At 66.4% G+C, this 13,108-nt stretch carries 18 protein-coding genes; 6 read left to right on the top strand and 12 right to left on the bottom strand.

Translation table 11 applies throughout. The annotated features are described in order from the left end of the window. Positions 1-5 precede the first annotated feature (5 nt). The gene (locus H607_RS0110125) at positions 6-437 is read left to right on the top strand and encodes an A1S_2505 family phage non-structural protein (protein ID WP_051240823.1); all 432 of its coding nucleotides are present in this window, start codon (positions 6-8) and stop codon (positions 435-437) included. Between the two features lie 9 nt (positions 438-446). On the opposite strand, the gene H607_RS0110120 is transcribed toward H607_RS0110125, so the two are convergent. Beyond that, a complete protein-coding gene (locus H607_RS0110120; RefSeq protein WP_028875336.1) occupies positions 447-977 on the bottom strand; it encodes a DOMON-like domain-containing protein in 531 nt (176 codons plus the stop codon). A 146-nt stretch (positions 978-1,123) separates the two neighbouring features. Beyond that, the gene (locus H607_RS12645; RefSeq protein ID WP_037990295.1) at positions 1,124-1,540 is read right to left on the bottom strand and encodes a hypothetical protein; all 417 of its coding nucleotides are present in this window, start codon (positions 1,538-1,540) and stop codon (positions 1,124-1,126) included. A gap of 90 nt (positions 1,541-1,630) precedes the next feature. On the opposite strand from H607_RS12645, the gene H607_RS0110110 reads away from it, so the two are divergent. Genes H607_RS0110110 through nusB form a run of 4 tightly spaced genes read left to right on the top strand, consistent with a single transcriptional unit; the run spans position 1,631 to position 4,343 of the window. Next, on the top strand, positions 1,631-2,254 hold the full coding sequence (locus H607_RS0110110) for a riboflavin synthase (RefSeq protein ID WP_028875335.1): 624 nt from the start codon (positions 1,631-1,633) through the stop codon (positions 2,252-2,254). Further along, entirely contained in the window at positions 2,251-3,390 is a 1,140-nt protein-coding gene (gene ribBA, locus H607_RS0110105) for a bifunctional 3,4-dihydroxy-2-butanone-4-phosphate synthase/GTP cyclohydrolase II (protein ID WP_051240821.1), read from the top strand. The genes H607_RS0110110 and ribBA overlap by 4 nt, the downstream gene beginning before the upstream one ends. A gap of 3 nt (positions 3,391-3,393) precedes the next feature. After that, positions 3,394-3,864 (top strand): 6,7-dimethyl-8-ribityllumazine synthase, encoded by a 471-nt coding sequence (gene ribH / locus H607_RS0110100; protein ID WP_028875333.1) that lies wholly within the window; start codon positions 3,394-3,396, stop codon positions 3,862-3,864. Then, positions 3,861-4,343 carry a transcription antitermination factor NusB gene (nusB, locus tag H607_RS0110095; protein WP_051240820.1) on the top strand — a complete coding sequence of 161 codons (483 nt, stop codon included), beginning with the start codon at positions 3,861-3,863 and terminating at the stop codon, positions 4,341-4,343. Before ribH ends, nusB begins: the two co-directional genes overlap by 4 nt. A 34-nt stretch (positions 4,344-4,377) precedes the next feature. On the opposite strand, the gene yedF is transcribed toward nusB, so the two are convergent. The 9 genes from yedF to H607_RS12630 form a co-directional block, all read right to left on the bottom strand. Beyond that, positions 4,378-4,632: a sulfurtransferase-like selenium metabolism protein YedF gene (gene yedF / locus H607_RS0110090; RefSeq protein WP_028875331.1), complete on the bottom strand. Its 255-nt coding sequence runs from the start codon at positions 4,630-4,632 to the stop codon at positions 4,378-4,380. Beyond that, on the bottom strand, positions 4,629-5,813 hold the full coding sequence (yedE, locus tag H607_RS0110085) for a selenium metabolism membrane protein YedE/FdhT (RefSeq protein ID WP_028875330.1): 1,185 nt from the start codon (positions 5,811-5,813) through the stop codon (positions 4,629-4,631). The genes yedF and yedE overlap by 4 nt, the downstream gene beginning before the upstream one ends. Positions 5,814-5,888: 75 nt before the next feature. Next, positions 5,889-7,406: a DEAD/DEAH box helicase gene (locus H607_RS12640; RefSeq protein ID WP_211218545.1), complete on the bottom strand. Its 1,518-nt coding sequence runs from the start codon at positions 7,404-7,406 to the stop codon at positions 5,889-5,891. A gap of 288 nt (positions 7,407-7,694) precedes the next feature. After that, positions 7,695-9,128 (bottom strand): multidrug transporter subunit MdtD, encoded by a 1,434-nt coding sequence (gene mdtD, locus H607_RS12635; protein ID WP_051240819.1) that lies wholly within the window; start codon positions 9,126-9,128, stop codon positions 7,695-7,697. A gap of 101 nt (positions 9,129-9,229) precedes the next feature. Then, positions 9,230-9,508, bottom strand: a complete 279-nt coding sequence (locus H607_RS0110070; RefSeq protein ID WP_028875329.1) for an HU family DNA-binding protein — start codon at positions 9,506-9,508, stop codon at positions 9,230-9,232. A 156-nt stretch (positions 9,509-9,664) separates the two neighbouring features. Then, positions 9,665-10,540 carry a formyltetrahydrofolate deformylase gene (gene purU / locus H607_RS0110065; RefSeq protein ID WP_028875328.1) on the bottom strand — a complete coding sequence of 292 codons (876 nt, stop codon included), beginning with the start codon at positions 10,538-10,540 and terminating at the stop codon, positions 9,665-9,667. Then, positions 10,537-11,160, bottom strand: a complete 624-nt coding sequence (gene thrH / locus H607_RS0110060; RefSeq protein ID WP_028875327.1) for a bifunctional phosphoserine phosphatase/homoserine phosphotransferase ThrH — start codon at positions 11,158-11,160, stop codon at positions 10,537-10,539. Before thrH ends, purU begins: the two co-directional genes overlap by 4 nt. A 54-nt stretch (positions 11,161-11,214) precedes the next feature. After that, complete coding sequence (locus H607_RS0110055; RefSeq protein WP_028875326.1) at positions 11,215-11,550, bottom strand: AzlD domain-containing protein; 336 nt, start codon at positions 11,548-11,550, stop codon at positions 11,215-11,217. Continuing rightward, positions 11,529-12,227: an AzlC family ABC transporter permease gene (locus H607_RS12630; protein WP_037990293.1), complete on the bottom strand. Its 699-nt coding sequence runs from the start codon at positions 12,225-12,227 to the stop codon at positions 11,529-11,531. Before H607_RS12630 ends, H607_RS0110055 begins: the two co-directional genes overlap by 22 nt. Positions 12,228-12,288: 61 nt before the next feature. Between H607_RS12630 and H607_RS13415 the strand changes: the two genes are divergently transcribed. Further along, entirely contained in the window at positions 12,289-12,708 is a 420-nt protein-coding gene (locus H607_RS13415) for a hypothetical protein (RefSeq protein ID WP_037990291.1), read from the top strand. On the opposite strand, the gene H607_RS12620 is transcribed toward H607_RS13415, so the two are convergent. Next, complete coding sequence (locus H607_RS12620) at positions 12,709-13,107, bottom strand: RNA-binding S4 domain-containing protein (RefSeq protein ID WP_037990290.1); 399 nt, start codon at positions 13,105-13,107, stop codon at positions 12,709-12,711. Position 13,108: the final 1 nt, after the last annotated feature.

The following is a 13,108-nucleotide window of genomic DNA, read 5'->3' as shown; positions in this document are numbered from 1 at the left end:
ACGCCATGAGCCAAGACGACGGCATCACCTTTCACCCCGACGGCAGCGTGCCGCAGCACGGCGAGGTCTTCGTCTTCGGATCCAACCTCGCCGGCATGCACGGAGGCGGCGCCGCCGCCGAGGCGGTGCGCCGCTTCGGCGCGCAGATGGGCGTGGGCTGGGGCTACATGGGCGCCCCGCCGCGACACTCCTTCGCCATCCCCACCCTGGACGAGAACTTCGAGGTCCTGCCGCTCGAAGAGATCGCGCGCAACGTCGAGCGCTTCATCCGCTTCGTCGCCGAGCATCCGCAGTTGCGCTTCTTCGTCACCCGCGTGGGCTGCGGCATCGCCGGCTACCGCGACGAGCAGATCGCCCCGCTCTTCCGGCCACTCATCGCCATCGGTCGCTGCTCGTTTGTCAAGCAATGGCGACCTTATCTTTTTGCGGAAACGTGAGGTGCGGAATCACCCTTCCCAGCGCAGCGCGAATCCCTCAGACGCATGAAAATCCGGCCGGCCCGGCGGATGCGCCAGCGCCCACCAGGAAAATTTTCTCCCATGCCCTTCGAGCACGGCGGCAAGACCCAGGCGCAGCGCACTCTGTCCGGGAGGCAGCGATTCGGGGGATAGCCGAACTTGAAGGCTCAGACAGTCGGGCGCACGCTGCCAGCGCAGGCGAGGGGCCGGGGGCCGAGGCGCCGGCGTGGCTTCGCGGTAGGCGGAAAAGGCATAAAACGCCCATTGGCCGCTGGGCGAGAAGTTGAATTCGCGGTAACCGCCGCTGCCTTCACGGGCGAGAAAGAGCTCGAAGCAGGTGTGCGCCCACAACCGCTGCGGCGGCAGGACCGCGCTGGCGTCGGGGATGCGCAACCGCTCCACTTCGCCTCGCAGGGTGTAGCCAAGCACGAACGCCCCATCTTGGCGCTCGAGCTGCACTTCCAGGGCGAACTCGCCCAGCGCCGCGGACTCGGGATGGGGGTGAAGCGCGACGCGCATCAGGGAAACGCTGAATAATTGGCTGCGCGGGCGAATCGCTGCGTTGCGCGGTGCTCGCTCCCTCGCCTATCCACTCGATATGTCTCGGTCGCTGCGCTCCGTGCGCCTTGCGCTTCATCCCGCTCGCTCATTTCTTCAGCGTTTCCTTAGGGCAGAATGAGCCCTCCGCCGCCCAGACCGCCCAACCCCCCCGCCCCGCCGCCGGGGCCGCCGCCGCGCAGGTCGGTGCCGGCCAGCGCGCTCTGCGCGAGCAGCGAAGACTGCTCCAACTCCAGGCGGCGCAGCTCGTCCATCGTCTCCTCGATTTTTTTCTCGGCGGCCGCGGCAAAACCGGCCACCGCTTCGGCGAGCGTCTTCGCCGGAATCTCGAAGCTGATGGGCAAAGCCCCCATGGGGGTCATCACGGTGATCGAACCGCTGAAGACTTCCGTCCGGGCGGGATCGGGCGCCCCCTCGACGGTGACGGGAATCAGCCGGCGGATCGAGCCGACACGGCGGTCGAGATAGAGCTCCTCACGGTATAGAGAGGCCGGATCCATCGGCGGAACTTGATTGCGAGCCATGGTTCTACTCCTACAGGGTTTGGCCGATTTTACCCCGCAATCCACGGCTTTCCCGTAAAATCCCATTTTTGCCCGATCTGCGAGGATGCCATGTTTACCGGTATCGTGATGGGCATCGGACGCCTGGTCGCCGTCACGCCGCTCGCCGATGGCGTGCACATCGCCGTCGATTCGCGTGCGCTCGAGCTCGAAGACGTCCGCCTGGGCGACAGCATCGCCCACAGCGGCGTATGCTTGACCGTGGTGGCGCGGCAGGGGACGGTGCTCGAATACGACGTCTCGGGCGAGACGCTCGCCTGCTCGGTGGGCTTGAACGAACCCGGGCGCGAGCTCAATCTCGAAAAAGCCCTACGCCTGGGCGACGCGCTCGGCGGACATCTCGTCACCGGCCACGTCGATGGCATCGGCCTCGTCGAGCGCTTTGCCCCCGTGGGCAGCAGCACCCTGCTCGAGATCCGCGCCCCGGCGGCGCTTGCCCCCTTCCTTGCCCGCAAAGGGTCGGTAGCCGTCGATGGCGTGAGCCTCACCGTCAACGCCGTGCGCGACGCGCCCGACGGCTCCTGCATTTTTTCCATCAACCTCATCCCGCACACGCTGGCGCAAACCACGCTGCAGCATCTCGCACCCGGCGCGCGCGTCAATCTCGAAGTCGATCCACTCGCGCGCTACTGCGCGCGCGTGCTCGAATACGCCGCGAGGAACCCCACCCCATGAACGACCTCTCCACGACGACCCCTCTGCCTGCCACGCGCGGAGGAATCAGCCCCATCGAGACCATCATCGACGAGATCCGCCAAGGCCACATGGTGATCCTCGTCGATGACGAAGCCAGGGAAAACGAAGGCGACCTCGTGCTCGCGGCCGAGTGCGTCACCCCCGAGGCGATCAACTTCATGGCCAAATACGGCCGCGGCCTCATTTGCCTGACGCTCACCGAAGAGCGCTGCAAGCAGCTCGGGCTCAAGCTCATGGTGCAGGACAATCGCTCCCCCTATGAGACCGCCTTCACCACCTCGATCGAGGCGGCACGGGGCGTCACCACCGGCATCTCGGCACACGACCGGGCGCAGACCGTGCGCGCGGCGGTGGCCCGCCACGCCAAGCCCGAGGATATCGTCCAGCCGGGGCACATCTTTCCCCTCATGGCGCGCAAGGGTGGCGTGCTCATCCGCGCCGGACACACCGAGGCCGGCTGCGATCTGGCGCAACTGGCCGGCTTCGAGCCCGCCGCCGTCATCTGCGAGATCCTCAACGAAGACGGCTCGATGGCGCGCTTGCCCGATCTCATCGAATTCGCCAAGAAACACGGCCTGAAGATCGGCGCCATCCGCGACCTCATCGAATACCGCTTGCGTACCGAGACCTTGGTGCGCAAAGCGGCCGAACGGGCCGTGTCCACGCCCTATGGCGACTTCACCCTCTACGCCTTCCAGGACGAGACCACGGGCGAAGTGCATTTCGCCGCCACCCACGGCACGATCGAGGCGAGCCGCGAAACCCTGGTGCGGGTGCACGAGCCCATCTCGGTGCTCGACTTCCTCGCTCCCGAGGCTCCCGGACACTCGGTACCGGTGCCCGAGGCACTGCGCCGCATCGCATCGAGCCCGGCCGGAGTCATGGTCATGCTGCACCGCCCGCAAAGCGGCCAGGAACTGCTCGACGTGCTCATGCAAACGCCGGCCCGCCGACGCGCCTGGGACCCGCGACTGCTCGGCGTGGGCGCGCAGATCCTGCGTGCGCTGGGCGTGGGCAAGATGCGCCTGCTGTCGCACCCCATGAGCTTTCCCAACCTCTCCGGCTTCGGGTTGGAGATCACCGGATTCGAAGATCCCCCTGCCGCGAAAGGATGAGCCATGGCCCGTTACGACGACATCTTCGAATACGACGAGAACCTCGACGGCCGGGGCCTGCGCATCGCGGTGGTGATGAGCCGCTTCAACCAGGATATCGGCGAGGGGCTGCTGTCGGCCTGCGTCGCCGAGCTGCGCCGCCTGGGCGTGGATCCGGCCGACATCCGCCTGGCCACCGTCCCCGGTGCGCTCGAACTGCCGCTCGCCCTGCAGACCTTCGGTCGCACGGGGCGGTTCGATGCGCTCATCGCGCTCGGCGCCGTCATCCGCGGCGAAACCTACCACTTCGAGCTCGTCTCCAACGAGATGGGCGCCGGCATCACCCGCGTGGCGCTCGATCTGGGGTTGCCGATCGCCAATGGCGTGCTCACCACCGACACCGACGAACAGGCGCTCGCCCGCATGAGCGAGAAAGGGCGCGATTGCGCCCGCGCCGCCGTGGAAATGGCCAACCTGTGCAAAGCGATCCGATGAACGAAGAACTGCTCACCTCCGCCGAAGAAGACCGTGCCCCGCGCCGCCAGCGCCGGCGGCTCGCCCGCGAACTCGCCCTCAAAGGGACCTTCCAGTGGCTATTGTCTGACAACCCGCTCGCGCAGATCGAGGCGCAGCTCGCCCAAGACGAAGACTTTCCAGGGGCAGACCATGAACTGATGCTGGAGCTGCTGCGCGGCGCCGTCTCCCGCGCCGACCTCTGGCGCGCCGAACTCACCCCTTTCCTGCGCCGGCGCGTCGAAGAGCTCTCGCCGGTGGAACATGCGGTGCTGCTCATCGCCGCCGTGGAGCTGCACGCCCACCCCGAGACCGCCTACAAGGTGATCCTCAACGAGGCGATCGAACTTACCAAGCGCTACGGCGGCACCGACGGGCACAAGTTCATCAACGGCGTGCTCGACAAGTACGCTGCGGCGCTGCGCCCCGACGAAGTGCGCGCTGCGCGCCCCGGCCGCTGACCGGGCAAAAGCATCACCCCGGCCAAGGTCGGTTTTATTCGCCAGTAGGCGACGGTACTTCGATCAGGAAACGGAACAACGGCCCGTGTTGTTCCACCGCCAGGCAATGGTAGCCATGGCGCGTGGCATCTTCGGGGATACCGTGAAAGGACTGGGAACAATCGGTCACCACCTCCAGGAGTTGCCCCGGCTGCATGGTGCGCAGGGTCTCGAGGGTGGCGATGGCATTGTAGGGGCAATGCTCTCCGCGTAGGTCGAGTGATAGATCCGGTTTGCGTTCGGTATTCATCGGGTTTTCCTTGCGTGAGAGAAACGGCGGGCATTCGCGGCGACGAGGGCGAGCGAGAGCGCCAGACCGAGATAGGTGAGGAGTAGCCCACCTACGGGGCCGAAGAGCTCGAGCAGATTCAGTTTGGGATAGGGCAGGGCGAGCGCGCCGCCCAGTTCGTCCCAGAAAGCGGCCACGAGCGTTCCCCCGATCACGTTGCCCACGCCCACCACCCAGAAATGCATCTGCCCTTCCATCGCCCGGTACATCCAACCCGTCTCGCAGCCGCCGGCGAGCACGATACCCAGCCCGAAGAGCACACCGCCGAGCACGGCGTTCGGCCCCATCCAGAAAATCTTCGGTGCGACGCCGAGCCTGATGGCCGCGAACGTGCCGATGCAGGCGGCGGCCATTCCCAGCAAGATGCCATAAGCGACCTTGGTGCGACCGGTGGTCCAAAGGTCGCGCGCGGCACTGGTGAAGCAGATCTGCCCGCGCTCGATCAAACCGCCGAAGGCCAGGCCAAAGAGGAATGCCATCCCCAGCGCGAGCGAGGCTTCGAAACGCCAAGCCGCCACGGCGAATGCGAGCAAGAGCAAGGCCCAGCCGAGGCGCCATTGTCGCTCGGTTCGCCGCGCGAGCGCTTTTGGATCGGGCATGGCCGAACCTCCGGCCTGGACGCGCAGGGAGTGGCGCAGAAATGGCAGAAGAGTGATCTTCACTCCGATCCAAGCACCCAGCACGGTCGAGAACATGAAAGCCCAGGCGTGGACCGAGAACATGGGGATACCAGTGAAGAAAGCTGCGAGGTTGCAGCCCATTGCCAGACGCGCCCCGAAGCCGGCGATGATGCCACCGACGAGCCCCTGGACGAGCCGGCGCAGGCTCGCCGGCCGACGTAGGCCGACGTTCCCCGCCCATAGGGCGCAGCACAGCGCCCCGAGGAACATGCCGAGCACCATCACGCCGTCGACGCGATCGAGCGGCGTACCCTGCAGCCCCAAGATTTTGAAGTAGCTCCATTCCTGCGGTTTCAGGCCGAACCAAGAGAGCACGTGCCCACCCCAGCGGGTGAACTCGCCGGTGACGGCCCAGAAGGTGCCGGTGATGGCAAAATAATAGGCCGAAGCGACCCCCAACGCGACGAGCGTGGGGATCGGCGGCCAGAAATTGACGAAGAATCGTTGGCGCAGCGAAGACATGGGACTTCCCCTTCCCGAGGGAGAAGGGCCTTATTCTAACGCCCCTCGCCTTCGCCGCAAGAGTGGAGCGCGCATTCAGCGATCGCGGCGGCGACGCCCCCAGCCTTCGCCATCACGCTGGGAATGGTGATCCTTGTTTCCCCAGCCGCTGCGCGGCTTGCGCTCGCCGGATACGCCCAGCGTACGGCGTTCGCTTTCGTCACCCCGTACCCGGCGCTCGAACTCCGAGCGCGGCGCCGACTCACCGTACGCACGTGGCGCGGCGGGACGCTCTTGCCGGGATTCGTGACCGCGGGGCGCGTCCCCCCAACGGCGGGGCGAATCCTCGCCGCGACGCGGCGCCGGGGTGCGCGGACCAGAGGGTTTGCCGCCGCGCGACCCCTCAAAGCCGCCGCGGCCACTGCCGGCAGGACGGCGCGGTGCACGCGGCTCCAACCCCTCGATCACGTGCTCGGCCAGACGCCGACCGGTGAAGCGCTCGATCGCCCCGATGGTGCGCATCTCGTTGGGGTGCGTGAGCGTAATCGCCACGCCGCTGCGCCCGGCACGGCCGGTACGGCCGATGCGGTGCACGTAATCTTCGGCCTGACGGGGTGGATCGAAGTTGATCACGTGCGAGATACCGGCCACGTCGATGCCGCGCGCAGCCACGTCGGTCGCCACCAGCACTTGCACCTCGCCGCGGCGCAGCCGGTCGAGCGTGCGCGTGCGTGCGCGCTGGGTCATGTCGCCGTGCAAGGCCGCGGCGCGCACCCCCCAGCCAACCATGCGTTCGGTGAGCTCCTCGGCGCTGCGCTTCGTCGCCGTGAAGACCACCGCCTGCTGCACCCCCTCATCGGAGATCAGCTTTTCCAGCAGGCGATGCTTGTGCTCGAAGCCGTCGATGAGCATGAGCCGCTCTTCGATCTTGGCCTCCTGCACCGGAGAGCTCGTGATCTCGATGCGCTGCGGCTCATGCGTGAGCGACAGCGCCAGGCGCCCCACCACGCCGTCGAGCGTGGCGGAAAAGAGCAGCGTCTGGCGCGGAGTGGGCAAGGATTCGGCAATGGCGCGGATGTCGTCGATGAACCCCATGTCGAGCATGCGATCGGCCTCGTCGAGCACCAAGGCTTCGATCCCGTCGAGCGATACGGTTCTCTGCTGCATGTGGTCCATCAGGCGGCCGGGTGTGGCCACGATCACGTCCACCGGACCGGAGAGGTCGCGGCGCTGCGGACCGAAAGGCATGCCCCCCACCAGCACCACGGTCTTGAGGCGACGCAGGCCGCGGCCATAGGTGCGGAAGGATTTTTCCACCTGCTGCGCGAGCTCGCGCGTGGGAGTGAGTACCAAGACGCGGGCCGAGCGCCCGGCGTGGCGCCGCGGCAGGGCGAGGCGCGCCAGAAGGGGCAGCGCGAAAGCCGCGGTCTTGCCGCTGCCGGTATGCGAGGAGGCGAGCAGGTCGGCCCCGGCGAGCACGGCCGGGATGGCGCGTGCCTGCACCTCGGTCGGCGTCGTGTAGCCGCTTTGTGCCACGGCGGCGACGAGCGCCTCCGGCAGGCCCAGGTCGGCGAAGGAAAGGGAAGGAGTCGTTGCGGTATTTTCGGTCATCATGAGTCCTGTTTCGGAGTCGGAAAAGCCGCCTCCGCCGCCGGAAGGCAGCGGTACGGCGAGTTACCGTCGAATGCGCGGGCGCTCGCCCGAAACCCGGAAACGAAAGACCGAGGGACACCGTTAATGACGGCGTCAGGAGCAGCGCGACGAAGATTCACGCAAGCGCGACGGGGCTGTGGCGACAGTCCCCAGGAGAAGCGGATCACACGGATCCGGAGAGATTCCATCGACTGTGTGGCACAACTTTTGCAATCATAGCGTACCTTGCCCCATGATGCAAGAAAAATCTCATCCCTCGCTGATCGACTCGTCCGATCGGGGAGGCTCTCCCGGCCGCCCCTCATCGGGACCGAGTTGCAGGAAAATGAGCCCCGAGAGCAAGGTGAGCGTGCCCACGCACAGGAAGGTCGCCCGGAAGGCCAAGAGCGTCGTGCCCGCTTCCGGCATGCCAACGTGCTGACCGGTGAAGCCGCCCAACAAGGCCGCGGCCACCGCCACCCCCAGGCTCATCGCCAGCTGCTGCACCACGGAGAGCAGGCCATTGCCGCTGCCCGCCTGCTCCGGCGCCAGGTCGATGAGGGTGAGCGTGTTCATCGCCGTGAATTGCAAGGAATTGATGGCGCCAAAGGCGACGAGCAGGGCATAGAGGAGCATCACGGGCCGGGCAGGATCGATCGTCGCGAATGCCATCATCGACAGCCCCAGCAAGGCGGTATTGACGAGGAGGACGCGGCGATAGCCGAAACGGGCGATCAGGGAAGTGCCGACGGCCTTGGCCGCGATCGCCGCCGCCGCCATCGGGATCATGGTCATGCCGGCGACCGCCGCACTGTAGCCCAAACCCACCTGCAGGAAGAGCGGCACGAGAAAAGGCATGGCGCCGCTGCCCAGGCGTGCGAAGAGATTGCCGAGGATACCGACGGCGAAAGTAGGAGTGCGGAAGAGCTGCAGGCTGAAGAGTGGACTCGGATGACGGGCGGCATGCAGCCAGTACCCTGCAAGGCAGGCGAGCCCTGCCACCAGGAGGAGCATCACCTTCGCGTGGGCAAACGCCAATTCCCCCAGCCCTTCCAGCGCGAGGGAAATCGTCACCATGGACGCGCTCATCAACACGAAACCCCAAGTATCGAAAGGGGTCTGCGTCAAAGCGGGCAAGCGCGGCAGACGGCGCCACGCGGCAAAGGCCCCGACCGCTCCCACGGGTAGGTTGATGAGAAAGATCCAGTGCCAGCTGGCGTATTCGACGAGCCAGCCCCCGAGCGTGGGGCCGATGAGCGGCCCCACCAGGCCGGGAATCGTCACGAAGGAGAGCACGCGCACCAGTTCCCGACGAGGATAGCCGCGCAAAATGATGAGCCGCCCCACCGGCATCATCAGCGCCCCTCCGCCCCCCTGCACCACGCGTCCGGCCGCGAGCCACGAAAGCGAAGGCGCGAGCGCACAGGCAAGCGAGCCGAGACAAAAGAGGAAAATGGCGACGATGAAGACGCGGTGCGGGCCGAAACGGTCGGCGAGCCAGCCGGAGAGGGGGGTGAGCAGCGCGACCGTCAGCAAATAGGAGATGACCGCCGCCTGCATGCGCAGGGGGCTCTCGCCGAGCGATGCGGCCATCGCCGGCAAGGCGGTGTTGAGGATCGTGCCATCGAGCGTCTGCATGAAGAACGCCGAGGCGACGATCCAGGGAATGATGCGGGCAGTGCGCGGATCGAGCGTGGTCGTCAAGGCAGCCCCCGAAAAAAGAACGACCCGCGACGGGCCGTCTCATGGCCCGCGGCGATCATCACCGCAGGCCCTCGCGCGCGGACCTGGCCGCGCAGCGGACATCACTTGCCGGCGATGCGTTTCTTCAGTGCCGCACCGGGCGAGAATTTCGGCGCCTTGGTGGCCGGGATCTGGATGGTGGCACCCGTTTGCGGGTTGCGACCCGTACGCGCCCCGCGCTCGGTCACTTCGAAGGAGCCAAAACCGGTGAACACCACTTTCTCGCCTTTTTCCAGACGCTCGGCGATCAGCTCCAATACCGCGTTGAGCGCCCGCTCGGCCTCTGCCCGGCTGGAGCCCAGCGTGTCGGCCAATGCTTCGACGAATTCGCCTTTGTTCATCTCAAACCTCACTATCGTTGATGGAAAATCGAACGCACCGCGGCGCGGCGAATCATGCCAGCGTCGGGCCACCCTCCGTACGTACGCGCTATTCTGCCGTAAAACGGCCTCCTTGCGTCAAGCAGTCCGCCACAAAATCCGGGCCGATTGCCACCCTCAACGAAACACGATGGTTTTGTTGCCATGGACCAACACCCGGTCCTCGATGTGGTAACGCAACCCGCGCGAGAGCACCGTCTTCTCGATGTCCTTGCCGTAGCGCACCATGTCGTCCACCGTGTCCGAATGATCGACGCGAATGACGTCCTGCTCGATGATCGGCCCCTGGTCGAGCTCCTCGGTGACGTAATGACAAGTGGCGCCGATGAGTTTCACCCCCCGCGCCCAGGCCTGGTGGTAGGGCCGCGCGCCGACGAAGCTGGGCAGGAAACTGTGGTGGATGTTGATGATGCGTGCCGGGTAGGCACGGCACAGTTCCGGTGGCAGGATCTGCATGTAACGCGCGAGCACCATCACGTCGCCGCCCACTTCCTCGAAAATGCGCCGAACCTCGGCGAAAGCCGCCGGCTTGTTGTCCGGCGTCACCGGCACGTGCAGGAAGGGAATACCGTGCCACTCGACGAAACCGCGCAAGTCTTCGTGATTCGAAATCACGCAGGGAATCTCCACGTCGAGCTCGCGGCTGTGCCAGCGCGACAGCAGGTCGTAGAGGCAATGCTCCTGACGTGAGACGAGAATGACGACACGTTTCTTCACCGCCGAGTCACTGATACGCCAGTCCATCTCCAGCGATTCGGCCAGAGGGGCGAAGCGTTCGCGCAATTCGGTCAACAAGAGCGAAATGCTGTCGGCGCGGATTTCGAAGCGCATGAAGAAACGGCCGCTCGGTGCGCTTGGCCCCGGCGGCTCGGCATGCAGGTTGGTCTCGAGAATCCAACCGCCATGTTCGGCGATGAAACCGGCCACCTTGGCCACCAGTCCGACCCTGTCGGGGCAGGAGGCGGTGAGCGTATAGTGCCGCTCCTTGCTCATCGCGCCGGCTCCCGCAGGCGGGCGAAGGATTCGTCGATCAGGGTGCGCAGCGCGGCATAGTCGGTGACGTGGGGAAATTGGGGAAATTCGCGCACGACGTTTTCCGGGGCGCGAAAGAGGATGCCGGCGTGCGCTTCGCCGAGCATGGTCGTGTCGTTGTAGGAATCCCCGGCGGCCACGACGCGGAAATTGAGCGCCTTGAGATGACGCACCGCCTCCTGTTTTTGATTGGGCAGGCGCAGGCGGTAATTCACCACGCGGCCGGCTTCGTCCACTTCCAGCGAATGGCAGAACAAGGTGGGCCAGCCGAGCTGGCGCATCAAGGGGCGGGCGAACTCCTGGAAGGTATCGGAGAGCAGGATCACCTGATAGCGCTCGCGCAGCGCATCCAAGAAGGCTTTGGCGCCGGGCAGGGGCGTCATCGAAGCGATCACCGCCTCGATGTCCGGCAGCCGCAGGCCGTGACGCTCCAGGAGCGCCAGCCGATAGCGCATGAGTTTGTCGTAATCGGGCTCGTCGCGCGTGGTGCGCCGGAATTCGGCGATCCCCGTGCGCTCGGCAAACGCGATCCAGATTTCGGGGATCAGCACCCCTTCGACATCGAGGCAGACGAGCTCCATGTGACGACTCCCGGATACCAAAAACGTACGAGACAGCGGGGCATTCTACCCGATTCACCCTCCCCACGAGCGAAGCAGGGTCAAACCGAGGGCGCAGGCCGCCACACCGGCAAGGATGGGCGCGACGAAGCCGCCGAAGCGGCGCTGCACCACCAGCGTCGCGCCCAAACCGAGCAATTCCGGCAGCCAGCCACCCGCTCCGTAACCGCGCACGTCGCCGATCAGCGACACCCCCAGCAGGGCGGCGATCAACATCGGCCCGAGAAGTTGCAAGGCGCGAAACACCTTGCCCGCCGGGTCGAGCCGGCGCGCCCCGATGAGCGGCAAGGCGCGCAGGGCATAGGTCCCCAAGCCGATCGCCAGGAGCATCAGGAGGATTTCCGTGCGCATCGCACCTCCCCGATTCCTGCCAGGAGGGCCCCGAGCACCGCCGCGAGCAGCAGCCCCAGCGCCGCGTGCTGCGCCCAGGCGAAGGCAGCGGCCAAAGTCACCGTCACCAGGATCGCCCCGCGCCGCGGCGCCTGGACATGAGGTAGCAGCAGAACGAGAAAGAGCGCCGACAAGGCGATCGGCAAAGATTCGGCGAGCAGGGGCAAATGACCGCGGATCCAGTCGCCCGCGAGCGCGCCGGCCGCGCTCGCGCCCACCCACGACCCATAGGCCATGACCTCCACCCCGGCGAGCCAGAGGGGACGCTGGGCGGCCGGCTGTTGCGGCAATCGTCCCAGGGCCACGGCGAATACCTCGTCGGTGAGACCAAAAGCCAGACCGGCCAGACGCGACGGAGTCGCCGGCAGATAGGCGGCGATCGCCGGACCGTAGAGTGCATGGCGTGCATTGAGCAGCAGGCAGAGACCGACGGTCAACACCGTCGGCGTGCCTGCTGCGAGCAACCCCACCAGCATGAACTGCGCTGCTCCCGAATAGACGATGAGCGAAGTGAGCGCAGCCTCTGCCGCACTCATGCCCTGCTGCGTCGCCACCACGCCGAAGGTCACGCCCACCGGCAGATAACCCAGGGCGATGGGAATCCCGTCTTTCAGACCTCGTCGCCAAGGCGCTTGCATACCATTCCCCTTTGCCTCCGAAGGAGTAAAATACCGTATTCTTCCGTTTCCAGCCCCTCCCATGAGCCGCTCTCTCGCGTTCATCGGCCTGTTCATCCTCGGACTGTCCGCCGTCGCCGCCACCGTCGCCACCACCGACGATGAAGTCAAGCGCATGCGCGAAGAGGCGCGGCAGCTGCGTCGGGAAGCCGACGAGGTCGTCAACCGCGCCCGCATCGAGTGCCAGAAGCGCTTCCTCGTCAACGCCTGCATCGACGAAGCCCACGAGAAGCGCCTCGAGATGCTGCAAAAGGCCCGCCAGCTCGAAATCCAGGCCCGCCAGCTCGAGATCGAGCGCAAGAAAGAAGCCAAGGAAGCGCGCGAACGCGAACGGGCAGAAAAACAAGCAGGATCACCTCCTGCTGCAGAGACGGCTCCGAACGCCCCGACGCCGGAACCAGCCGCTCCGGCGAGCGCGGGGGCGCCGGCCTCGGCCCCCTGATCACCCGCCGCGTTTGAGGGCGCGCAGCTTCGCCCGATCCACCGCGTCCCCGCGCACGCGCGGCTCACGCCGTTCCCGCTTGCGCGCCACCGCCTCCTGCCGTCGCGCAAGACTTGCCGGATCCTCCTCGTAGAGAAGTCTGGCCTCGCTCGCCGGGCCTCGCCGGGCCGAGATCGCCAGCACCGTGATCTCCCAGACGTACTCGCCGATGGTGATCGTGAGTCGCTCGCCCGGCTTCACCTCGTGCGAGGGTTTGGCCCGAGCCCCCTGTACCTTGACATGACCGCCTTCGATCGCCTCCTGCGCCAGCGTGCGCGTCTTGAAGAAGCGCGCCGCCCACAGCCATTTGTCCAGGCGCACCCGCTCGCCGGCGCCGCCGGCCGCTTTCCGTTCCTTCATC

It is taken from the genome of Tepidiphilus margaritifer DSM 15129, from assembly GCF_000425565.1.
Classification (GTDB): domain Bacteria; phylum Pseudomonadota; class Gammaproteobacteria; order Burkholderiales; family Rhodocyclaceae; genus Tepidiphilus; species Tepidiphilus margaritifer.
Note: the sequence above shows the minus strand (reverse complement) of the source record. Positions and strands in the feature narration are given on the sequence as shown.

What these genes read in the sequence shown, in the direction of transcription:
- H607_RS0110125 (WP_051240823.1), top strand. Translation starts at nt 6, where the DNA reads ATGAGCCAAGACGACGGCATCACCTTTCACCCCGACGGCAGCGTGCCG.
- H607_RS0110120 (WP_028875336.1), bottom strand. Translation starts at nt 977, where the DNA reads ATGCGCGTCGCGCTTCACCCCCATCCCGAGTCCGCGGCGCTGGGCGAG.
- H607_RS12645 (WP_037990295.1), bottom strand. Translation starts at nt 1,540, where the DNA reads ATGGCTCGCAATCAAGTTCCGCCGATGGATCCGGCCTCTCTATACCGT.
- H607_RS0110110 (WP_028875335.1), top strand. Translation starts at nt 1,631, where the DNA reads ATGTTTACCGGTATCGTGATGGGCATCGGACGCCTGGTCGCCGTCACG.
- ribBA (WP_051240821.1), top strand. Translation starts at nt 2,251, where the DNA reads ATGAACGACCTCTCCACGACGACCCCTCTGCCTGCCACGCGCGGAGGA.
- ribH (WP_028875333.1), top strand. Translation starts at nt 3,394, where the DNA reads ATGGCCCGTTACGACGACATCTTCGAATACGACGAGAACCTCGACGGC.
- nusB (WP_051240820.1), top strand. Translation starts at nt 3,861, where the DNA reads ATGAACGAAGAACTGCTCACCTCCGCCGAAGAAGACCGTGCCCCGCGC.
- yedF (WP_028875331.1), bottom strand. Translation starts at nt 4,632, where the DNA reads ATGAATACCGAACGCAAACCGGATCTATCACTCGACCTACGCGGAGAG.
- yedE (WP_028875330.1), bottom strand. Translation starts at nt 5,813, where the DNA reads ATGTCTTCGCTGCGCCAACGATTCTTCGTCAATTTCTGGCCGCCGATC.
- H607_RS12640 (WP_211218545.1), bottom strand. Translation starts at nt 7,406, where the DNA reads ATGATGACCGAAAATACCGCAACGACTCCTTCCCTTTCCTTCGCCGAC.
- H607_RS0110070 (WP_028875329.1), bottom strand. Translation starts at nt 9,508, where the DNA reads ATGAACAAAGGCGAATTCGTCGAAGCATTGGCCGACACGCTGGGCTCC.
- purU (WP_028875328.1), bottom strand. Translation starts at nt 10,540, where the DNA reads ATGAGCAAGGAGCGGCACTATACGCTCACCGCCTCCTGCCCCGACAGG.
- thrH (WP_028875327.1), bottom strand. Translation starts at nt 11,160, where the DNA reads ATGGAGCTCGTCTGCCTCGATGTCGAAGGGGTGCTGATCCCCGAAATC.
- H607_RS0110055 (WP_028875326.1), bottom strand. Translation starts at nt 11,550, where the DNA reads ATGCGCACGGAAATCCTCCTGATGCTCCTGGCGATCGGCTTGGGGACC.
- H607_RS12630 (WP_037990293.1), bottom strand. Translation starts at nt 12,227, where the DNA reads ATGCAAGCGCCTTGGCGACGAGGTCTGAAAGACGGGATTCCCATCGCC.
- H607_RS13415 (WP_037990291.1), top strand. Translation starts at nt 12,289, where the DNA reads ATGAGCCGCTCTCTCGCGTTCATCGGCCTGTTCATCCTCGGACTGTCC.
- H607_RS12620 (WP_037990290.1), bottom strand. Translation starts at nt 13,107, where the DNA reads ATGAAGGAACGGAAAGCGGCCGGCGGCGCCGGCGAGCGGGTGCGCCTG.